This window comes from Flavobacterium orientale, from assembly GCF_014638005.1.
Classification (GTDB): Bacteria; Bacteroidota; Bacteroidia; order Flavobacteriales; family Flavobacteriaceae; genus Flavobacterium; species Flavobacterium orientale.
This window is the reverse complement of the sequence record NZ_BMFG01000002.1, coordinates 44,225-62,525: the sequence shown is the minus strand read 5'-3', so window position 1 is coordinate 62,525 and position 18,301 is coordinate 44,225. Positions and strand designations below refer to the sequence as shown.

Annotated in this window: 18 protein-coding genes; 16 read left to right on the top strand and 2 right to left on the bottom strand. The window is 36.1% G+C overall.

Features of this window, described 5'->3' with window-relative positions:
- Positions 1–410: 410 nt before the first annotated feature.
- The 9 genes from IEV15_RS02800 to uraH all read left to right on the top strand — a co-directional run bounded on the left by IEV15_RS02800 (position 411) and on the right by uraH (position 7,213).
- Positions 411–1,520: a sensor histidine kinase gene (locus tag IEV15_RS02800; RefSeq protein ID WP_229734079.1), complete on the top strand. Its 1,110-nt coding sequence runs from the start codon at positions 411–413 to the stop codon at positions 1,518–1,520.
- Between the two features lie 5 nt (positions 1,521–1,525).
- The gene (locus tag IEV15_RS02795) at positions 1,526–2,851 is read left to right on the top strand and encodes a sigma-54-dependent transcriptional regulator (protein ID WP_188360987.1); all 1,326 of its coding nucleotides are present in this window, start codon (positions 1,526–1,528) and stop codon (positions 2,849–2,851) included.
- 163 nt (positions 2,852–3,014) lie between these two features.
- Complete coding sequence (locus tag IEV15_RS02790) at positions 3,015–3,212, top strand: hypothetical protein (RefSeq protein ID WP_188360986.1); 198 nt, start codon at positions 3,015–3,017, stop codon at positions 3,210–3,212.
- A gap of 13 nt (positions 3,213–3,225) precedes the next feature.
- Entirely contained in the window at positions 3,226–4,506 is a 1,281-nt protein-coding gene (locus tag IEV15_RS02785) for a Glu/Leu/Phe/Val family dehydrogenase (protein WP_188360985.1), read from the top strand.
- Between the two features lie 18 nt (positions 4,507–4,524).
- Positions 4,525–4,917, top strand: coding sequence for a GreA/GreB family elongation factor (locus IEV15_RS02780; protein WP_188360984.1), 393 nt, complete (start codon positions 4,525–4,527; stop codon positions 4,915–4,917).
- A gap of 10 nt (positions 4,918–4,927) precedes the next feature.
- Positions 4,928–5,344, top strand: coding sequence for a hypothetical protein (locus IEV15_RS02775; RefSeq protein ID WP_188360983.1), 417 nt, complete (start codon positions 4,928–4,930; stop codon positions 5,342–5,344).
- A gap of 276 nt (positions 5,345–5,620) precedes the next feature.
- Positions 5,621–6,190: a Crp/Fnr family transcriptional regulator gene (locus IEV15_RS02770; protein WP_188360982.1), complete on the top strand. Its 570-nt coding sequence runs from the start codon at positions 5,621–5,623 to the stop codon at positions 6,188–6,190.
- Positions 6,191–6,254: 64 nt separating this feature from the next.
- Positions 6,255–6,782, top strand: coding sequence for a heme-binding protein (locus IEV15_RS02765; RefSeq protein ID WP_188360981.1), 528 nt, complete (start codon positions 6,255–6,257; stop codon positions 6,780–6,782).
- A gap of 23 nt (positions 6,783–6,805) precedes the next feature.
- Positions 6,806–7,213, top strand: coding sequence for a hydroxyisourate hydrolase (uraH, locus tag IEV15_RS02760; RefSeq protein WP_188360980.1), 408 nt, complete (start codon positions 6,806–6,808; stop codon positions 7,211–7,213).
- 497 nt (positions 7,214–7,710) lie between these two features.
- Here uraH and IEV15_RS02755 read toward each other — a convergent pair whose 3' ends face one another.
- The gene (locus IEV15_RS02755; protein WP_188360979.1) at positions 7,711–8,454 is read right to left on the bottom strand and encodes a hypothetical protein; all 744 of its coding nucleotides are present in this window, start codon (positions 8,452–8,454) and stop codon (positions 7,711–7,713) included.
- A gap of 315 nt (positions 8,455–8,769) precedes the next feature.
- Here IEV15_RS02755 and IEV15_RS02750 point away from each other — a divergent pair, with 315 nt between their 5' ends.
- The 5 genes from IEV15_RS02750 (at position 8,770) to IEV15_RS02730 (ending at position 13,206) form a co-directional block, all read left to right on the top strand.
- Positions 8,770–10,107: an ammonium transporter gene (locus tag IEV15_RS02750; RefSeq protein ID WP_188360978.1), complete on the top strand. Its 1,338-nt coding sequence runs from the start codon at positions 8,770–8,772 to the stop codon at positions 10,105–10,107.
- Between the two features lie 239 nt (positions 10,108–10,346).
- Positions 10,347–10,841, top strand: coding sequence for a nuclear transport factor 2 family protein (locus IEV15_RS02745; protein ID WP_188360977.1), 495 nt, complete (start codon positions 10,347–10,349; stop codon positions 10,839–10,841).
- A 69-nt stretch (positions 10,842–10,910) separates the two neighbouring features.
- The gene (locus IEV15_RS02740) at positions 10,911–11,348 is read left to right on the top strand and encodes a hypothetical protein (RefSeq protein WP_188360976.1); all 438 of its coding nucleotides are present in this window, start codon (positions 10,911–10,913) and stop codon (positions 11,346–11,348) included.
- Between the two features lie 18 nt (positions 11,349–11,366).
- Positions 11,367–11,951, top strand: a complete 585-nt coding sequence (locus IEV15_RS02735; RefSeq protein ID WP_188360975.1) for a globin family protein — start codon at positions 11,367–11,369, stop codon at positions 11,949–11,951.
- A gap of 214 nt (positions 11,952–12,165) precedes the next feature.
- Positions 12,166–13,206: an endonuclease gene (locus tag IEV15_RS02730; protein WP_188360974.1), complete on the top strand. Its 1,041-nt coding sequence runs from the start codon at positions 12,166–12,168 to the stop codon at positions 13,204–13,206.
- Between the two features lie 6 nt (positions 13,207–13,212).
- Here IEV15_RS02730 and IEV15_RS02725 read toward each other — a convergent pair whose 3' ends face one another.
- Complete coding sequence (locus tag IEV15_RS02725; RefSeq protein WP_188360973.1) at positions 13,213–14,163, bottom strand: L-threonine 3-dehydrogenase; 951 nt, start codon at positions 14,161–14,163, stop codon at positions 13,213–13,215.
- Between the two features lie 185 nt (positions 14,164–14,348).
- Between IEV15_RS02725 and IEV15_RS02720 the strand changes: the two genes are divergently transcribed.
- Both IEV15_RS02720 and mfd read left to right on the top strand, forming a co-directional pair.
- A complete protein-coding gene (locus IEV15_RS02720) occupies positions 14,349–14,945 on the top strand; it encodes a hypothetical protein (RefSeq protein WP_188360972.1) in 597 nt (198 codons plus the stop codon).
- Between the two features lie 46 nt (positions 14,946–14,991).
- A complete protein-coding gene (gene mfd / locus IEV15_RS02715) occupies positions 14,992–18,297 on the top strand; it encodes a transcription-repair coupling factor (protein ID WP_229734092.1) in 3,306 nt (1,101 codons plus the stop codon).
- The last annotated feature ends 4 nt before the right edge of the window (positions 18,298–18,301 follow it).

Genomic DNA, 18,301 nt, shown 5'->3' with positions numbered 1-18,301 from the left:
GCAAAAAATACCGCCGCACAAATCTTTTTATGTGCCTCCCGGCAACCCAACCCCCAACTGAAAACCAAATAACGATACACGTCCTGATTTTGCTCCCTTTAGGGCTGGGGAAAACAAAATCAGGCAGCACTGAAAACCAAATAACGATACAAGTCCTGATTTTGCTTCTGCCTAGGCAGACTGGGCCTGCCTGCCGTTAGGTAGGGAAAACAAAATCAGGCAGCAACCCAATGTATTGTCCTAAAAAAGTTTACGGTTTTTAATTAAATCTTTTTACTTTGAAGAACTACGTTCTACAATTTTCGGAAAATTATTGCTTTGAAGGAAAGCTCTAAACTTCAACGAATAATTTTTTCAATAAAATAGATTAGGTATCTTTGAAGTGGGTAAATAGTACCCAATTATTAACCATGACAAATGATGTAACGATGAGCGAATTTTCAACAGAAGAAAAACTAAAAGAGCGAATTAAAGAACTAAGTTGTCTATATGAAGTGACTAATATTCTTAATCAGCTTGAGTTGACTAACGAAGAAGTAGTTGTTGCGATTGCATGGAGACTGAAGGAAGCCTGGCGTTTCCACGAAAAGGCCATTGTCGAAGTTTTTTTTAAAGAGTTGTATTTTTCTACTAATAAAAAGTTAGAAAATACAATTTTTGTAAAAGATTATTTACTCATTGAAAATAGCGTTGTTGGCGAAATAAAAATTCATTACCCTGCAGATGATTTTACTGAAAATGATTTTTTGGAAGATGAAAAAAAATTATTAAAAAAAGTATGTTATGAAGTTAGTTTCTTCTTAGAAAAAAAGGAAAACCAAATTAAAGAAGCTCATTTAAAAAGAAGTGCAGAAAGAGTGGATCGATTATCAATTTTAGGTGAAATTACCGCCGGAATTGCTCATGAATTGAATACACCACTTGGAAATATTTTAGGCTTCGCCGAATTGATTAAGCAACAAAACAACAATCCTCAAATTGATCGCGATATTTCAAAAATTATAAATGCGGCCATTTATTCTCGTGAAATAGTTAAAAATCTTATGTTTTTTTCCTGCGAAATGCCTCAAAATAAAAATGTTTTTCCTGTCAAACCAATTATTATGCAAGCGTTAACATTGCTTGGTCCGAATTTTAAAAAAGGTGACATCAATTATAAAGTTAGTTTTGCGGATGATGACATTAAAGCACAAATTGACAACATTCAACTTACTCAAGTTTTGTTTAATATACTTTTAAATGCCATTTATGTTTCACCTCCAAAAAGTGAAATTCACGTGAATGTTTTTTCAACCGAAAGTCATTTCGTTATAGAAATTAAAGACAACGGAAAAGGGATTGAAGATGAAATTAAACATAAAATATTTGAACCGTTTTTCACCACAAAACCGCTTGGCGAAGGAACCGGATTGGGATTAAGTGTTGTGCATGGCATCATAAAAAGTCATCAAGGAATTATTGAAACATTGGACAACAATCCTAACGGAACAATTTTCAGAATTAAATTACCTCTAAAATAATTATCATGAAACTTAAAAAAGAAAATATTTTAATTGTGGATGATAATTATGATATGTTGGAACTGCTTCAACGCAATTTGAAATCATTTAATTTTCATACATACAAAGCTTCTTCAGTAAATGAGGCAATTGAGGTTTTAAAATCAACTTCCATTGATTTACTGATTACCGATTTGCAAATGCCGGAAATTAATGGGATAGAATTAATCAAATATGCTTCGGAACATTTTCCTTCCATTCCAAAATTAGTTATCACTGGTTTTCCATCTGTTGATACGGCGATAAACGCAGTAAAATCAGGAGCTTTAGATTATTTAATCAAACCCTTTACAAGTGAAGAATTAAAAAAAGCAGTTCAAAATTGTTTGAAGAATGCTGTTCAAAATTCGAATCAATCTATCGAGAAAAAAGTTTTAAAAGAAACATTTTATGCCGGAATTGTAGGTGATTCTGAAGAACATTTCAAATTAATTGACGTAATTGAACGTGTAAAAGACAATCGTGTAACTGTTTTAATCGAAGGTGAAAGCGGTACCGGAAAAGAACTTATTGCAAGAGCAATTCACTACAATGGTCGTTTTGCATCACAACCATTTATAACTGTAAATTGTGGTGGAATACCGGAAACTTTACTTGAATCGGAATTATTTGGTTATGTAAAAGGAGCTTTTACCGGTGCAAATGAAACGAAAAAAGGTTTGTTTCATGTGGCTGCAGGCGGAACTATTTTTTTAGATGAAATTGGAAATGCCTCTTTAACAGTTCAAAGTCGATTATTGAGGGTTTTGCAAGAAAAAGAAATCACAATGGTTGGTTCTCAAACACCAGAAAAAATTGAAATTAGAATTATTTCTGCTACCAATAGCAACTTACAAAATATGATTAAATCCGGAACTTTCAGAGAAGATCTATATTATCGATTGAATGTGGTGAGTATTGAATCGACACCTTTACGAAATCGAAAATCGGATGTAGTACCATTAATCAATACCTTCATAAAGAAATATGAAAAAGAATATGGAAAATCGAACATTACCATTACTCCAAAAGCAATAGACATTCTAACCCGTCATGATTGGCCGGGAAACGTTCGGGAATTAGAAAATATCATGCAACGATTAATTGTGATGTGTGATCACGAAATCGATGTTGATTTAATACCTAAACAATTAAAATACAAACAACCATCAGATAGTGATTATTTGAAACCACTTCGCGAAATTGAAAAAGCATACATTTTAAAAGTGTTATCAGCTGTAAACAACAACAAAACCAAAGCGGCAGAGATTCTTCAAATTGACCGGAAAACACTTCGTCAAAAACTGCTGTAAAATCGGGGAGAAATGAACCGGTCGAGACTTTATTCCTCGGTGGAAAATTCATCTCTATTTCACACTTATTCCATAATCAATTGACTATCAGCAATATGTTTGTTGTAAATTTCCTTTGGCATGCACCTTGCTTAGCTTAGGTCGAAACTAGATTATAATTACTATGGAAATTTTAAATAAACCCTCCTTTCAGAAAGGGGAAGAAATGCTATGGGCAGAAATGAACTTTGAGAACAAAATCACAATGCCATCTCATTTTGAAAAAAAAATAATGGTGTTTGGCATCTGCAGCAATTGTTTGAACAACAACAATTGTGTTTGGATGCAAAACGAGAAAATAGAATGTGAAGAATATAGTTAAAAATAAACAGAAAATGGAAATTTTAAAAGAACAAAAACAGAAAACAATGTTGGATAACGTAATTGAGCAGTTTGATAAAACCGCCGATTCAATGAATTTAAATCCAAATATTCGAAAAATTTTATCAATTACAAATAATGAAATCATTATTCATTTTCCTGTAAAAATGGATGATGGCTCTATTGAAATTTTCACCGGCTACCGTGTGCAACATAACAACGCATTAGGACCGTACAAAGGCGGATTGCGGTATCATCCTACTGTGGATGTTGATGATGCTAAAGCGTTAGCCATGTGGATGACCTGGAAAACCTCGTTGGCTGGCTTGCCTTATGGTGGAGCAAAAGGAGGAATTCAAATAGATCCTAGAAATTATTCTTTAAGTGAATTAGAGCGAATCACCCGTCGATTTACGTTTACTCTGGGCGAAAATATCGGACCGGAATATGATATTCCTGCTCCGGATGTGAACACAAATGAACAAACAATGGCTTGGATTGCCGATACATTTATGTCAACAAAATCGCCTTCGGAACGATCAAACAATAAACACGTAGTCACCGGAAAACCAGTAGGTTCAGGTGGACTAGAAGGACGTGACAGAGCAACCGGATTTGGTGTTTACATTACACTACGATTACTTTTTGAAGGACGAAATGAAACCTTAAAAGGTAAAAAATTCATAGTGCAAGGATTTGGAAATGTAGGCTATTGGGCATCAAAATTCTTAACAGATGATGGTGCTATTTTAATCGCTGTTCAAGATGCTCATGCCACTTTGATTAATGAAAATGGAATTTCTGTGGCGAATTTACACGAACATAGTAAACCAAGAAAAGGTTCGGTAAAAGGGTTTGAAGGAGGAACTGAAATGGAACCGGAAGACTTTTTCGGATTGGAATGTGATTTCATTATTCCGGCGGCGTTAGGTAATCAGATTACCGAAAAAAATGCAGGAAAAATTAAGTCGAAAGTAATTGCCGAAGGAGCAAACGGACCAACAAATAATGAAGGTGAACGAATTTTATTGGCAAATGGTGTAACGATTATTCCGGATATTCTTTGTAATTCGGGAGGTGTGATTGGAAGTTATTTTGAATGGCTACAAAACAGAAACGGTGAACTTTGGCCATTAGACGAAGTAATGGTAAAAATTGAAAAGAAATTAACCGAAGTTTTCAAAAAAGTAGAAAATTTAGTTCACGAAGATCAAATTGACCATCGAACAGCAGCATATATTTTAGCCATAAAAAGAATTGAAACAGCCTACATTCAACGAGGTATTTTTCCATAAATAATAATCAAAAAAATCATGAAGTACGAAAAAGTAGTAGTTGACAAAAAAGAACTGGAAGTTTTAAAAACGCTTTTTTCAACTATTCATAATGGAAAAGATAAAACATACCGATTATCATTTGATAAATTGATGGAAGAAATTAAAAAAGCAATGGTTTTAGATTCGTCTAAGATGCCTTTGGATGTGATTCGCCTTAATTCTGTGGTAACGATAAAAACCGATTTTGGCGGCGAAAAGAAATTTCAAATAGTGATCCCTTCAAAAAGTGATTTATCTCAGAATAAATTATCGGTCATGGCTCCAATGGGACTTGCTCTTTTTGGGTATGCGGAAAACGATGAAGTGAAATGGGAGTTTCCGTCGGGATTAAACACCATTAGAATTACAAAAGTAGAACAACCATTATAATTGGAATTTTATGAATTTATTGAAGAAATTTTACAATCAAGATACCATTCAACACCAATTTCTTGATCGTGATATCAAACTTTGGAGAGAAGAACTGGAAGGTATTGAGGTAGAGGTTAATTTTTTTAAAAATTTCCTAGCCACGCCTCAAAATAAGTCCAATCAGGATTTAATTTCGGATAAGCTGCTGTTACAACTAAATGTGAAACAATTGGAAAATGCGGTTTATTTATCGCGTTTAAACAATTTTTCCATCAAATTAGAAGGCATGAATGAATGCGATGATATTCAGTGTGAAACCTTTTACTTCAATGATTTTGTGGATTTCAAAATACACATTGAATCCTTTTTGTCGCATTACAGAAAACTTAAGAAGACTATTTTTTTAAAGATAGACAGTCTTGCTAAAAAAGATAATAAGTTTTAGTTTTTTTATTTTTTTCAACAAAAATGCAATTGGAATACTTTCGTGCTTTTCATTTGTTAGGCGTAGAACGTTTTCGTTTGATACAATTGCTTTTTCAACACCGGTTTTTGCCGGTGTTTTTTTATTTTCATCTCTTAGGATTACTTGTAAGTGTACAAAGAATATTTAATAAACAAGAGCAACTTAATTGACTATATTTACAAGTGATTACGTCTGAAAGACTAGATATACTAAACTTACAATCGGTACTACTTTTTATTTTCATAAATTTAAAAAATGTATTCAACATTAAAACTATTTTTAAATGGGAAAGCGGAATTTGATCAAGAATCACTTGAGCATATTTGCTCGCATTTCAGATATATCAAAACCAAACGAAACGAAATTTTAATCAGTTACCATGACGTTGCAACCAACTATTACTTCGTTAACAAGGGATGCGTTAGGTTATTTACAATTACAAATGAGGGACAAGAAATTTCAAGGTATTTTGCTTATGAGGGAAATCTTGTTACCGCTCTTCCTAGTTTTATTAATCAACTACCCACTGAGGAGTTTTTGCAAACTATTGAAAAATCTGAATTGCTTTATGTGAGTAGATCAGATTTTTATAAATTAGTAAATAAATATCCTGAATTTGCTAAAATTTACACCGAAATTCTTGAACTTGGATTTATTGTAGCCCAAAAAAGAATTTACGGGTTTCAGGGTTTTAATGCCAATGAAAAAGTTCGTTGGGTTATAAAAAATCAACCTCAATTACTATTGAGAGTTTCTAATAAGATGGCAGCTTCCTATTTAGGAATTTCCCCTTCAACATTAAGTAGAATTAAATCGAAGCTTTAAAAACGTTGACATAGGACAACAGTTGTGATTTTTCTGTAAAGTAACTTTGCAGAAAAAATACACTATGAAATATTTAATCTTTTTGTTTGTCTTTATAACTACATTGGGTTTTAGTCAAAAGAAAGTACAAGAGCAGTTAAAACCAATTCAGAAAAATAAGTATATAAAAACTGTTGATTTATTGACACAAGATGCTGCTTTTGAATTGATGAAACGTGCTAATCAAGAAGCCCAACGCCTCTCAAAAAATGTTTCTATTGCTGTCTTAGATCATTCAGGAACTATTGTTTTGCTCACAAAAGGCGATGGTGTTGGTCCGCATAATACTGAAGCAGCCAGACGAAAAGCTTATACCGCCTTATCTACTAAAACGTCAACCTTATTGCTAGTAAGAAATGCAGAACGCAATAATGATACTAAAAATTTAAATACACTTCCCGAGTTATTGTTATTAAGTGGTGGCGTTCCACTATGGCATAACGGAATGCTTATTGGAAGTATTGGTGTTGCGGGTGGAGGTAGTCCTGAAAATGATGATGCTATTGCAAAATCGGCTTCGATTCCGGAATTTGGTATTCTATCATCTAATTAATTTTATTTTAAAAAACATAAACTATGAAAAATTTAATCCTGACGTTTCTATTTATTTTAATTTCAATGACTTCCTTTTCTCAAACAAAAACCTATCAATTATCCAGTCATATTTTAGATGTTTCAAAAGGTTTGCCGGCTTCGGGGGTCACTATTCAACTCGAAAAAATGAATGAAAAAAACAAAAAATGGACCTTTGTTGATGAGAAAATAACAGATAAAAATGGTAGAATCTCAGATTTTTTGAGTCAAGAAAAAAACAATAACGGTATTTACAAACTAACCTATTTCACCAGTGATTATTTTAAAGAAAATAATACAGAAAGTTTCTATCCATTTATAGAAGTTGTCTTTCAAATAACTGACAATAGTCATTATCATGTTCCTATAACGCTATCTGCATTTGGATATTCAACCTATCGAGGAAATTAAAAAATTAATTAGTCAACAGGAGAAGAGTATACTTATGTGATTTCTTCTCCTGTAGATTTTATTTAGTTTCTTATTCTCCTGCCGCTCGAAGTCTAACACGATGCTCTTCGAAGCCTACTTAATGCCATGATACTCCCCGGCTCCATTAAGTCTGCCCAGTGCTACGTTGCTCTTAGTAGGCTATGACTTCGTAGCAATCCCCGTTTCAATCTGAAAACCGGTTAAGCTCACACGCCCTGATTTTGCTTCTAACTAGACAGACTGGCCTACCTGCCATTAAAAAGGGTAAACAAAATAAGGCAGTACACAACATCTTGATTATTCGATGCTCTCCCTCCCTCAAAGCCAAAAAATACAACCGAAAAGAAATACAAGGTTTTGTAAAGGACTACATCGAGAATTGTGGAAAATAGATAGTCTCCTATCCCATTTCATTGTCCGTCACTCTAAAAAACCCGCAACCCGCAACCCGCAACCCGTAACCCGCAACCCGCAACCTACTCCCCCATAAACCGCACCCCCTGCCAAATCGCCTCCTTAAACAAATACTTTTCACCACCAACAACCTGATAAAACCGCACACCCACCACCGGAAACAAAGTCCCCGTCATCACAATACCACCATCCAATGCCAACGAAACAGAGCTGTCTGCAAAATCCTTATCCAAAAACAAAGGAGCAGCCATATGAAGTTGAAAAGTCAAAGCAGTAAAATCTACGTCCAAAACCCCATACCGCAACTCTACCAACGTAGCCCCTTTAGGAAAAACCAACCGACTCAAGTCTAAATCACTTACCGTCAAACCGGTAGACCCGGCAGCAACCTGATACGTCCCCGGCAATAAATCCTCCGGCGAACGCTCTGTCAAATCAAACTCCCACCACAATTTCTTCCCCATCGGAGTAGCCAAACCCAAAGTAGTGGTTCGCTTCCCTCGTTCAGAAACAGCATCCAACGTTTTTATCTCTTGCAACAAGCTTACCATCCTTCTGTAACGTTTTGTATCCTTACAAGTCTGCAAAAAAGGCAGCAATCCCCTGCAAAATAAACTCCCCACTCGTGAAACCTGTGCAAATTCACTCGCATTCTCCCGCACAGGTGCCATGCTATCTTTAGTCTTGATGGCCTCACTGTTAAAACCACCACCTTCTTCTCTCGCAAAAGAACCATCCTTGGTTTCGTAAAAATTTATCCCACCAATAGTTCCCGATAACTTTATTATTCCTTTTTGTCTTGCCATGTCTTTAAAATTTTTAATCGACAGCAAAGATACAAATTAGTTTGAGAAATCCTATAGGTATAGCGTAGTCATAGCGTACTTATAGCGTACATATAGCGTTATTACTTTATAACTAACATATCCCATACTCCACAATGAAGGCACTTTTAGCAATAGTTACCTAAATTCAGACAGTGCTTTTTTAAATATCTTAATAAAAGCAACCTTTAATTATATTAATGACAAAAATTATCTATATGGACATTTTTATATAGGGGTATTAAGTAAATATTTAATGATTTGATTATTTTTACCCTATAAAAAATAGGGGTCAACATGAAAATAGAAAAACGATGGGTAATTTCATTTATCCTAATTAGCTTGGTTGCCATCAGTGGTTTATTCTGGAAACCTACCGAAGCTTTAGCAGAAACAGGTTTCAATGCGGCAGATACAATCGTCACAGCAGATGTCGCTTGGCTGTTAACTTCCTCCTGTTTAGTACTACTCATGACGCCCGGATTATCATTTTTCTATGGCGGAATGGTGGGTAAAAAGAACGTCATTTCAACCATGCTTCAAAGCTTCATTTGCCTTGGTGTAGTAACTTTGCTGTGGGTAGTAGTAGGTTTTAGCCTGGCATTTGGCTCCTCAATTGGCTTTACCCTAAACGGCACGCACTACGGAATCATTGGAAACCCTCTCGATTTTGCCTTCTTTGACCAAGTAGGCGTGTTGCCTCATAGTCAAATGGCGTCCACCATCCCTTTCATCCTTTTTGCCTTATTTCAAATGAAGTTCGCCGTAATCACACCAGCAATTATTACGGGTTCTTTCGCTGAACGCGTACGATTCATTTCCTACCTACTGTTTATTTGTCTGTTCACCTTGTTAATCTACACCCCACTTTGTCACATGGTGTGGCACCCCAACGGTTTACTGGGAAGCTACTTTGGCGTAAAAGATTTTGCCGGAGGAACCGTCGTACACATGAGTGCCGGATTTGCCGCACTAGCCGGTGTATTAGTACTGGGCAAACGCAAAAACAGCGAGCACATCCCTACCAACATCCCTTTTGTGTTACTAGGTACAGGGATGCTGTGGTTTGGTTGGTTCGGGTTCAATGCCGGTTCCGCTTTAGCCGCAAACAGCACCGCCGCTTTAGCCTTTGCAACAACAACTGTTGCCTCAGCCGCCGCCATGCTGACTTGGATTTTCTTTGACCGCCTTCACGGACGAAAAGTTTCTGCTTTAGGTGCCTGCATCGGAGCCGTTGTCGGACTCGTAGCCATAACCCCGGCAGCAGGCTTCATCACCATTCCACAAAGTATATTTTTCGGATTCATCGCAGCAATTGCCTCCAACAAAATGCTCTACTGGAAAAAGCTAAAAGCTATTGATGATACCCTTGACGTCTTTGCTTGCCACGGAGTGGGCGGAATTATGGGAATGGTTCTAACGGCCATTTTCGCTCAAGGAGAAAATGCCAGTTTACTGTATGGCGGTTGGTCCGTGTTTTTACATCATATGATAGCCTTGGTTTTAGTGGCCGCTTTCACTTTCTTTGGAGCCATTTTATTATACAAAATAACCAACAGCATTATTCCACTTCGGGTTTCAGAAGAATCAGAACTAATCGGACTGGATTTGTCACAACACGATGAAAAACTGTAAAATAAGTACAATCACATCACAAAACACAATTACATGCACTTTGTAATAATGAACCACCCTGCCCTTAGTGAAGATGAGTAGGGTAGATGGTATAGGTTGAAGTTATTTTTTCGCTCCCTTTAGGGTTGGGGTAAAGAAAAAATAACTTCAACCTATACCATCTATTGAATTAAAATTCAAATCAAATAATTAATTACATTTGAACTACCATTCAAAAAAACAGCATAAATAATCAAACGATGAAAAAGTACCTTTTTATACTACTGATATGTTTCAGTTGCAACTCCCCAAAACCTGTAGAAGAAACCAAAAACGAAATAAACGCACTGGTTGACCAATGGCACAAAGCCGCTGCTGAAGCAAACTTTGATAACTATTTTAACGCACTCTCCGAAGATGCCATTTTCATCGGAACTGACGCCACCGAAAATTGGAACAAAACCGATTTTATGGCCTATTCCAAACCCTATTTTGACCGCGGAAAGGCATGGAGCTTTACAACCTTAGAACGCAATGTCTTTATTACAGACGATGGCAAAACAGCTTGGTTTGACGAATTACTGAATACCCAAATGAAAATTTGTAGAGGTAGCGGTATTTTGACCAACGAAAACAACCAATGGAAAATTAAACACTACGTACTTTCCATGACCATTCCAAACGAAAACAGCGACGTAGTAATTAAAGCTAAAGATTCTTTGGAATCACTACTTATTCAAAAACTTAAAAAATAATTTTACTTTTTTAAAACCATACCGGTTGTAATCTCGTAACTAAGTGAAACAAACTAAAAACACTTGGTTATGAAATTACATAAATCACTTAAAATTGCTTTAGCATGCACCTTGGGTGTGTTCCTTTCTCTATTTATTGTTTTAGTGGTTCACATTGCAACGGCTAAACCGGTTGAACTGGACAATGCTACCTATCAGATAAGCAGAATCGACTTCAAAGAACCTCTGGATTCTTTAAAGATGAAAGAAATCAGACGCAATCTGAAATCCATTCCCGGAGTTAAAAATGACCGCTTTAACCTTGAAAATGGCGTAGTCGTTTTTTATCACGACAACCAAATTGTTGATGCTGAAGGGGTCTTTAACCAACTGCAAGCCAAAGGCAACTACAACGCAGAACGTTTTACGATATCCGATGAAATAGCTTCAAAAAAAGTATGCCCCGCGATGAATACAAACAGCATTAGCTATAAATTCTCACGCGGCATTCAACGAATTTTTAATTAATCTTTAAATTTAAATGTTATGACTAAGTATTCTAAATTGGCTTTATTCGCCTTGTTTTTAGGACTGGGGTCGCTATCCGTTTCTTGCAGCAGCGATGACGATAATAGCACTCCGGCCGAATTGAGTTTGTATGAAAAACTCGGAGGTTTTACAAAAGTAGCCGACCCAAACAACCCTGCAGTAATGATTGAACAAGGTAGATTGAGCTACCGCTCTGTGGTAGATAGTACCATCACCTTAATTGTTGCCGATATCGTTAGTGGAGCTAACGGAAATTTAGGTGCCCATTTTGCCCCGGTAGTAGGTGAAGTACTTTCAGGAAACACTACAAATGTTGCCGTATTAAGCAAGAATTTAACCGATTTCTTTTCTGCTAATACTGGTGGAGGTGCTACAAATACCTACAGTGGTTTAAACATGGTAGATGCCCACAACCCGGCAACCAACCCAAGAATGGGAGTAAAATCTACAAATGCCAACTACGATAAATTCATCGGCTATGTTGGAGCTGCAGCCGGATTAAACGGCGTAACCGATCCAACATTGATTGGTGAAGTAGTTACCGTTTTAGAATCGCTAAGAGCCCCAATTGTTCAAGAGTAGCTCCAAATCTACTTTTCTATAGGAAAAACCGCTTTATCCCATAAAGCGGTTTTTTTGTATTATATTGATTTTAATACAGTTAAGCATTTCATCACCTAAGTTTTAACAACTGTTTTGCCTGATTTAAAGTAGAGCATTGTACTTTTGTAGTTCCAAAAACAAATACAACGCTTCCACGAAAGTGAAAGTGTGCCCATTCACAAAATACCACATCATGAAAAAAACAATACTATTGTTTTTCTATTTTTTTGTTGCCTTAAGTTTTGGGCAAGTCCCTGAATACTACGCTTCTGTCAATTTCAATGGCCCGCCGGAGACCATAAAAAACCAACTTTCAAACCTGATTACATTCACCCATCAAACTTTTTTAGTGTACACTCCTGAAACATGGGTTGCCATAAAAATGACAGACCTTGACCCAACTGACAACACAAAAGTGTTATTGGTTTATGGATACAATGACAATGACCAAGAGACTTTTAACGACAGAACCCGTTCTGTTGATGCCAATTGTACCACCTCAAGCTGTATCGGTTTATGGAATAGAGAACACATCTTTGCTCGTTCATTGGGCCAGCCTAATCTTGGCTATGAATTTGCAGGTTCTGACGTACACAATTTAAGAGCGAGTGATTCACAAATGAACTCAGCAAGAAGTAACAGAAAATTTGCTCAAGGTTCCGGAAATGCAGGAACAATAGGTCCTGATTTTTATCCGGGAGACGAATGGAAAGGCGATATTGCCCGAATGATAATGTACATGTATGTGCGGTACCAAAGTCAATGCTTACCAACTAATGTCGGTGCAGGCTCCACAGCATTGAGTCCTTTAGGCGACATGCCGGATATCTTTCTGCAATGGAATGCCGAAGACCCGGTTTCTGTATATGAAATGAACCGCAACAACATTTTAGAACAATGGCAAGGAAATAGAAATCCGTTTATTGACAATCCCTACATTGCCACGTTAATCTGGTCGGGACCACCGGCACAAGACAATTGGAATCTTTTAAGTATCACACAATCTACTTGGGATACCGTAACGGTTTATCCAACGATAACTGCTGACCAAGTGTATGTTAGCAATTCAACCGGAATGGACATTAAGTATGAAGTAAATTCAACAATTGGACAACAAGTAAAATCCGGACAAACAACCAATCAAATTGATTTATCAGCTTTGCCTAGTGGGATGTATATCATCCGTTTAGAACAAAACCAATTGCAAAAAGTAGTTAAAGTAATTAAACGATAATAGCCACTACCCTATTTGGTGCTTTAGATTCTCCAGCATTTCAACCGTCATGGTTTCCATGTCATAGTTGTGCTTCCAATTCCAATCCGTTCTGGCTGTACTATCATCAATAGATGCCGGCCAACTGTCAGCAATCTTTTGACGGAAATCAGGAGCATACGAAATGGTGAAGTCAGGAATATGTTTAGTAATTTCAGCAGCAATTTCTTTCGGCGTAAAGCTAATTCCTGCTAAGTTATAAGAAGACCGTATTTTGATTTGCTCTTTTGGAGCTTGCATAATTTCAATAGTAGCTCTAATCGCATCTTCCATATACATCATAGGTAATTTAGTTTCTTCTGAAAGAAAACATTCAAAACTACCGTCACTTAAAGCTTTGTGATAAATATCAACCGCATAATCTGTTGTGCCACCACCCGGAGGAGTTGACCAACTGATTAATCCAGGATAACGAACACTTCGAACATCTACTCCAAAAATATGGTGATAATACTCACACCAACGCTCACCGGATTGTTTTGAAATTCCGTAAACCGTAGTGGGTTCCATGATTGTAAACTGCGGCGTGTTTTCTCGTGGTGTTGTGGGTCCAAAAACCGCAATACTCGAAGGCCAAAATATCTTTTTAATCTTACCGGCTTTAGCAATATTCAGCACGTGAAAAAGCGAATTCATATTCAAATCCCATGCAAAAGCAGGGTTTTTTTCTGCGGTAGCCGACAATAAAGCGGCCATTAAATACACTTCTTCTACCTGATATTTTTCAATAATATGTTCAATCTGATTAAAATCTAAAGCATTTAATACTTCAAAAATCCCATCATTCACCACGTCATTATTCAACTTTCGAATGTCGGATGCAATAACATTTTCTACGCCATAAAGTTTTCGTAGTTGAAGGGTTAGCTCTGTGCCTATTTGACCGCAAGCTCCAATAATAAGGATTTTTGTATTCATAAAAGTGGTAAAATTTGACTACAAATATAACGTTTTCGTAAGTGGAAAAAATAATTTCCCTCAAAGAGTTTGTGATATTTTGCTGCTGATTTATCCCATCTATTTATAATAATTTATGGAAGTCTTCACAACATTGCGTAAAGTTTCTGTTTACCTTTGTATTTTTGAAAACTAATTCATTTCAGATGATTAAAAGACTAGCCCTTTTTCTGCTTCTAATTACCCTATTCGTTTCCTGTAAAGATGACAACGAAAAGCGATTGATAGCACAAGAAAAAGAAAGACAAAAGAAAGAAGTTATCTTCAATAAAATCAATAATTCATGGCGTTTTAGAACAATCGAATTGCAACCTAAAGCTCAAGCCTTAATTGGAGATTGGTCGGAATGGCGTTTGTTTTTTACAGAACTAAATCAAAAACCAACCAGTTCTATTGGTGCCTTTCAAAACAAATCAAAAGACTTAACAAAAAAAGCCGAAGTATTGGTCGAAACAATTCCGAATTCACTTTTAATTCCGGAATTTAAAAGTAGGTTTTTGGTCTTGTCCACACAATTTCGCTCGTTAGAATTATACATGAATCTGGATGATATTCCTGATGAAAAAGTCATTTATTTCATCAATGAAATCAACAAACAATTGGCTTCTATTGAATTACAACTAGAAGAGCTTGTTAGAAGAAGTGAAGTGCCAAAAGAACAAGGCGAAGCCGATTTACTTCGGATGTTAGATACTTCAAGAGCCGTTAAAAATGTTCCTAAAAACTTAGAAATAGTTGAATAAATCGGATATTCTTTCGCTATATGCCAAGTCTTCCAAAGTAAACTGGATAGCCACTGCTTTAGAACAGCCACAAGCCAAACTACAAGTCAAAGGCTTAGTGGGTTCTTCATTTTCGTTAGTACTTCAGTCAGTATTTGAAAAACAGCAACTACCTTTTTTATTGCTTTTCCAAGACAAAGAAGAAGCGGCTTACTATCTGAATGATTTGGAACATTTGCTTAATGATCAAGATGTTTTATTCTACCCAAGTTCGTACAGACGGCCTTATCAAATTGAAGAAACCGACAATGCCAATGTGTTGTTGCGTGCCGAAGTTTTAAATAGAATCAATTCTCGAAAAAAACCCTCGATTATTGTTAGTTACCCCGAAGCTATTTTTGAAAAAGTAGTTACCCGAAAAGAACTGGATAAAAACACATTAAAAGTTAGTGTTGGCGATAAAACCACAATCGACTTTATAAATGAAGTGTTATTTGAATACCATTTCAAACGGGTTGATTTTGTATCAGAACCAGGCGAATTTTCAGTTCGTGGTGGGATTATTGATGTGTTTTCTTTTTCTAACGACAATCCCTATCGCTTGGAGTTTTTTGGAAATGAAGTGGACAGCATTCGAACCTTTGATGTGGAAACCCAACTTTCCTTAGAAAAGCAAAATAAAATTGCCATTATTCCCAATGTAGAAAACAAATTTTTACAAGAAAACAGAGAAAGTTTTTTAGATTACATCCATCCTAAAACGGTGCTTTTTATTCAAAATACAGAAAATATTCTGTCACAATTGGACAAACTTTTTGACAAAGCTACCGAAGCATTTCAAAAATTATCCAAAGATGTCAACCATGCTAAACCGGATGAATTATTCATAAACCAACATTTCTTCAGCAAAAAAGCAAGTGACTTTTCTATTGTGGAAATTGGAAATTCTTCTTTTTTTAATTCCACAAAAGAAATTGAGTTTCACATGCAACCGCAACCTTCGTTCAACAAGCAATTTGATTTGTTATTGAATAATTTGAATGAAAATCATTTTAATGGTTTTAAAAATTATTTGTTTTGTTCCAATGAAGGCCAAGCCAATCGTTTTCACGACATCTTTGAAAGTTTAGATGAAGAAAATCATGAAGATGTAAGAAAGCAATACAAAACCATTGTCTTTCCGTTATACCAAGGATTTATTGATGAAGAAGCTCAAATTGCAATTTATACAGACCATCAAATTTTTGAGCGTTACCACAAATTCAGCATTAAAAACGGGTATTCTAAAAAGCAAACCATTACACTAAAAGAACTTACCACACTTTCGGTTGGTGATTATGTAACACATATTGACCACGGAATTGGAAAGTTTGGTGGTTTACAAAAAATTCAAGTGGAAGGCAAAACGCAAGAAGCCATTAAATTGGTTTATGCCGATAATGATATTGTGTATGTAAGCATTCACTCACTGCATAAAATTTCGAAATACAACGGAAAAGACGGAACACCACCCAAAATATACAAACTGGGTTCCAATGCTTGGAAAGTTTTAAAACAAAAAACAAAAGCTCGTGTAAAGCACATTGCTTTCAATTTGATTCAACTCTATGCCAAACGCAGATTAGAAAAAGGATTTCAATATGCTCCGGACAGTTATTTGCAAAAAGAATTGGAAAGTTCTTTTATTTATGAAGATACCCCCGATCAAATAACTGCTACACAAGATGTGAAAAACGACATGGAAAGCGATAGACCCATGGACCGTTTGGTGTGTGGTGATGTTGGTTTTGGCAAAACAGAAGTTGCAATCAGAGCGGCATTTAAAGCGGTGGATAATGGAAAACAGGTGGCTATTTTGGTGCCAACTACCATTCTAGCTTACCAACACCACAGAACGTTTACGGAACGTTTGAAAGACATGCCGGTTACCATCAATTACCTCAACAGATTCCGAACCGCAAAACAAAAGTCAGAAACACTGAAAGGTTTAGCAGACGGAAAAGTGGACATCATCATTGGAACGCATCAATTGGTGAGTAAAGATGTGAAGTTTAAAAATCTGGGTTTATTGATTATTGACGAAGAACAAAAATTTGGAGTTAATGTAAAAGACAAACTGAAAACCATCTCTGAAACCGTTGACACCTTAACGTTAACCGCAACACCCATACCGCGAACGTTACAGTTTTCGTTAATGGCAGCTCGTGATTTATCGGTTATTACTACGCCTCCTCCCAATCGATATCCGATAGAAAGTCAAGTTATTGGTTTTAGTGAAGAAGTGATTCGGGATGCCATTTCCTATGAAATTCAAAGAAACGGTCAGGTTTTCTTTATCAATAACCGAATTGAAAACATCAAAGAAATTGCCGGAATGATTCAGCGACTTGTCCCCGATGCTCGTGTTGGTATTGGTCATGGTCAAATGGACGGCAAAAAATTAGAAGAATTGATGTTGGCTTTTATGAATGGTGAATTTGATGTTTTAGTGGCCACAACAATCATTGAAAGTGGTTTGGATGTGCCAAATGCAAATACCATTTTTATCAATAACGCTAATAATTTCGGATTGTCTGATTTGCATCAAATGCGAGGTCGCGTGGGTCGAAGCAATAAAAAAGCATTCTGTTATTTTATCACGCCGCCTTATTCTGCCATGACTGACGATGCAAGAAAACGCATTCAAGCCCTAGAACAATTCAGTGAATTGGGAAGTGGTTTCAATATTGCCATGAAAGATCTTGAAATCAGAGGAGCCGGAGATTTGCTTGGTGGCGAACAAAGCGGTTTTATCAATGAAATTGGTTTTGATACTTATCAAAAAATCATGAATGAAGCCATTGAAGAATTGAAAGAAAATGAATTCAAGGAATTATATCAAACTGACGAGGATAGTGATGCCAAAGAATATGTAAAAGACATCCAAATTGATTCTGATTTTGAATTGTTATTTCCGGATGAATATATCAACAACGTTTCTGAACGGTTGAATTTATATAATGAATTGAGTACTGTTAAGACAGAAGAATCACTTTTGACTTATGAGCAAAAACTCATTGACAGATTTGGCCCTTTACCAAAAGAAGCTATTGCTTTATTGAACAGCATCCGAATAAAATGGAAAGCCACTCAAATTGGAATTGAGAAATTGGTTTTAAAACAAGGCAAAATGATTGGTTATTTTGTCGGCGATCAACAAAGTGATTTTTACCAATCGTCTCGATTTCACAAAGTATTGCAATTTGTACAACAAAACGGAAATCTCTGTAAAATGAAAGAGAAAGAAACCAAAAACGGTTTGCGTTTGTTATTGACTTTTGAAAACGTGAAATCGGTTAAAAAGGCGTTGGAATTGATGGAGATGTTTGGATAATTAG

Excerpts from the sequence above, each read along its gene's own strand:
- IEV15_RS02800 (WP_229734079.1), top strand. The coding sequence starts at position 411 with ATGACAAATGATGTAACGATGAGCGAATTTTCAACAGAAGAAAAACTA.
- IEV15_RS02795 (WP_188360987.1), top strand. The coding sequence starts at position 1,526 with ATGAAACTTAAAAAAGAAAATATTTTAATTGTGGATGATAATTATGAT.
- IEV15_RS02790 (WP_188360986.1), top strand. The coding sequence starts at position 3,015 with ATGGAAATTTTAAATAAACCCTCCTTTCAGAAAGGGGAAGAAATGCTA.
- IEV15_RS02785 (WP_188360985.1), top strand. The coding sequence starts at position 3,226 with ATGGAAATTTTAAAAGAACAAAAACAGAAAACAATGTTGGATAACGTA.
- IEV15_RS02780 (WP_188360984.1), top strand. The coding sequence starts at position 4,525 with ATGAAGTACGAAAAAGTAGTAGTTGACAAAAAAGAACTGGAAGTTTTA.
- IEV15_RS02775 (WP_188360983.1), top strand. The coding sequence starts at position 4,928 with ATGAATTTATTGAAGAAATTTTACAATCAAGATACCATTCAACACCAA.
- IEV15_RS02770 (WP_188360982.1), top strand. The coding sequence starts at position 5,621 with ATGTATTCAACATTAAAACTATTTTTAAATGGGAAAGCGGAATTTGAT.
- IEV15_RS02765 (WP_188360981.1), top strand. The coding sequence starts at position 6,255 with ATGAAATATTTAATCTTTTTGTTTGTCTTTATAACTACATTGGGTTTT.
- uraH (WP_188360980.1), top strand. The coding sequence starts at position 6,806 with ATGAAAAATTTAATCCTGACGTTTCTATTTATTTTAATTTCAATGACT.
- IEV15_RS02755 (WP_188360979.1), bottom strand. The coding sequence starts at position 8,454 with ATGGCAAGACAAAAAGGAATAATAAAGTTATCGGGAACTATTGGTGGG.
- IEV15_RS02750 (WP_188360978.1), top strand. The coding sequence starts at position 8,770 with ATGAAAATAGAAAAACGATGGGTAATTTCATTTATCCTAATTAGCTTG.
- IEV15_RS02745 (WP_188360977.1), top strand. The coding sequence starts at position 10,347 with ATGAAAAAGTACCTTTTTATACTACTGATATGTTTCAGTTGCAACTCC.
- IEV15_RS02740 (WP_188360976.1), top strand. The coding sequence starts at position 10,911 with ATGAAATTACATAAATCACTTAAAATTGCTTTAGCATGCACCTTGGGT.
- IEV15_RS02735 (WP_188360975.1), top strand. The coding sequence starts at position 11,367 with ATGACTAAGTATTCTAAATTGGCTTTATTCGCCTTGTTTTTAGGACTG.
- IEV15_RS02730 (WP_188360974.1), top strand. The coding sequence starts at position 12,166 with ATGAAAAAAACAATACTATTGTTTTTCTATTTTTTTGTTGCCTTAAGT.
- IEV15_RS02725 (WP_188360973.1), bottom strand. The coding sequence starts at position 14,163 with ATGAATACAAAAATCCTTATTATTGGAGCTTGCGGTCAAATAGGCACA.
- IEV15_RS02720 (WP_188360972.1), top strand. The coding sequence starts at position 14,349 with ATGATTAAAAGACTAGCCCTTTTTCTGCTTCTAATTACCCTATTCGTT.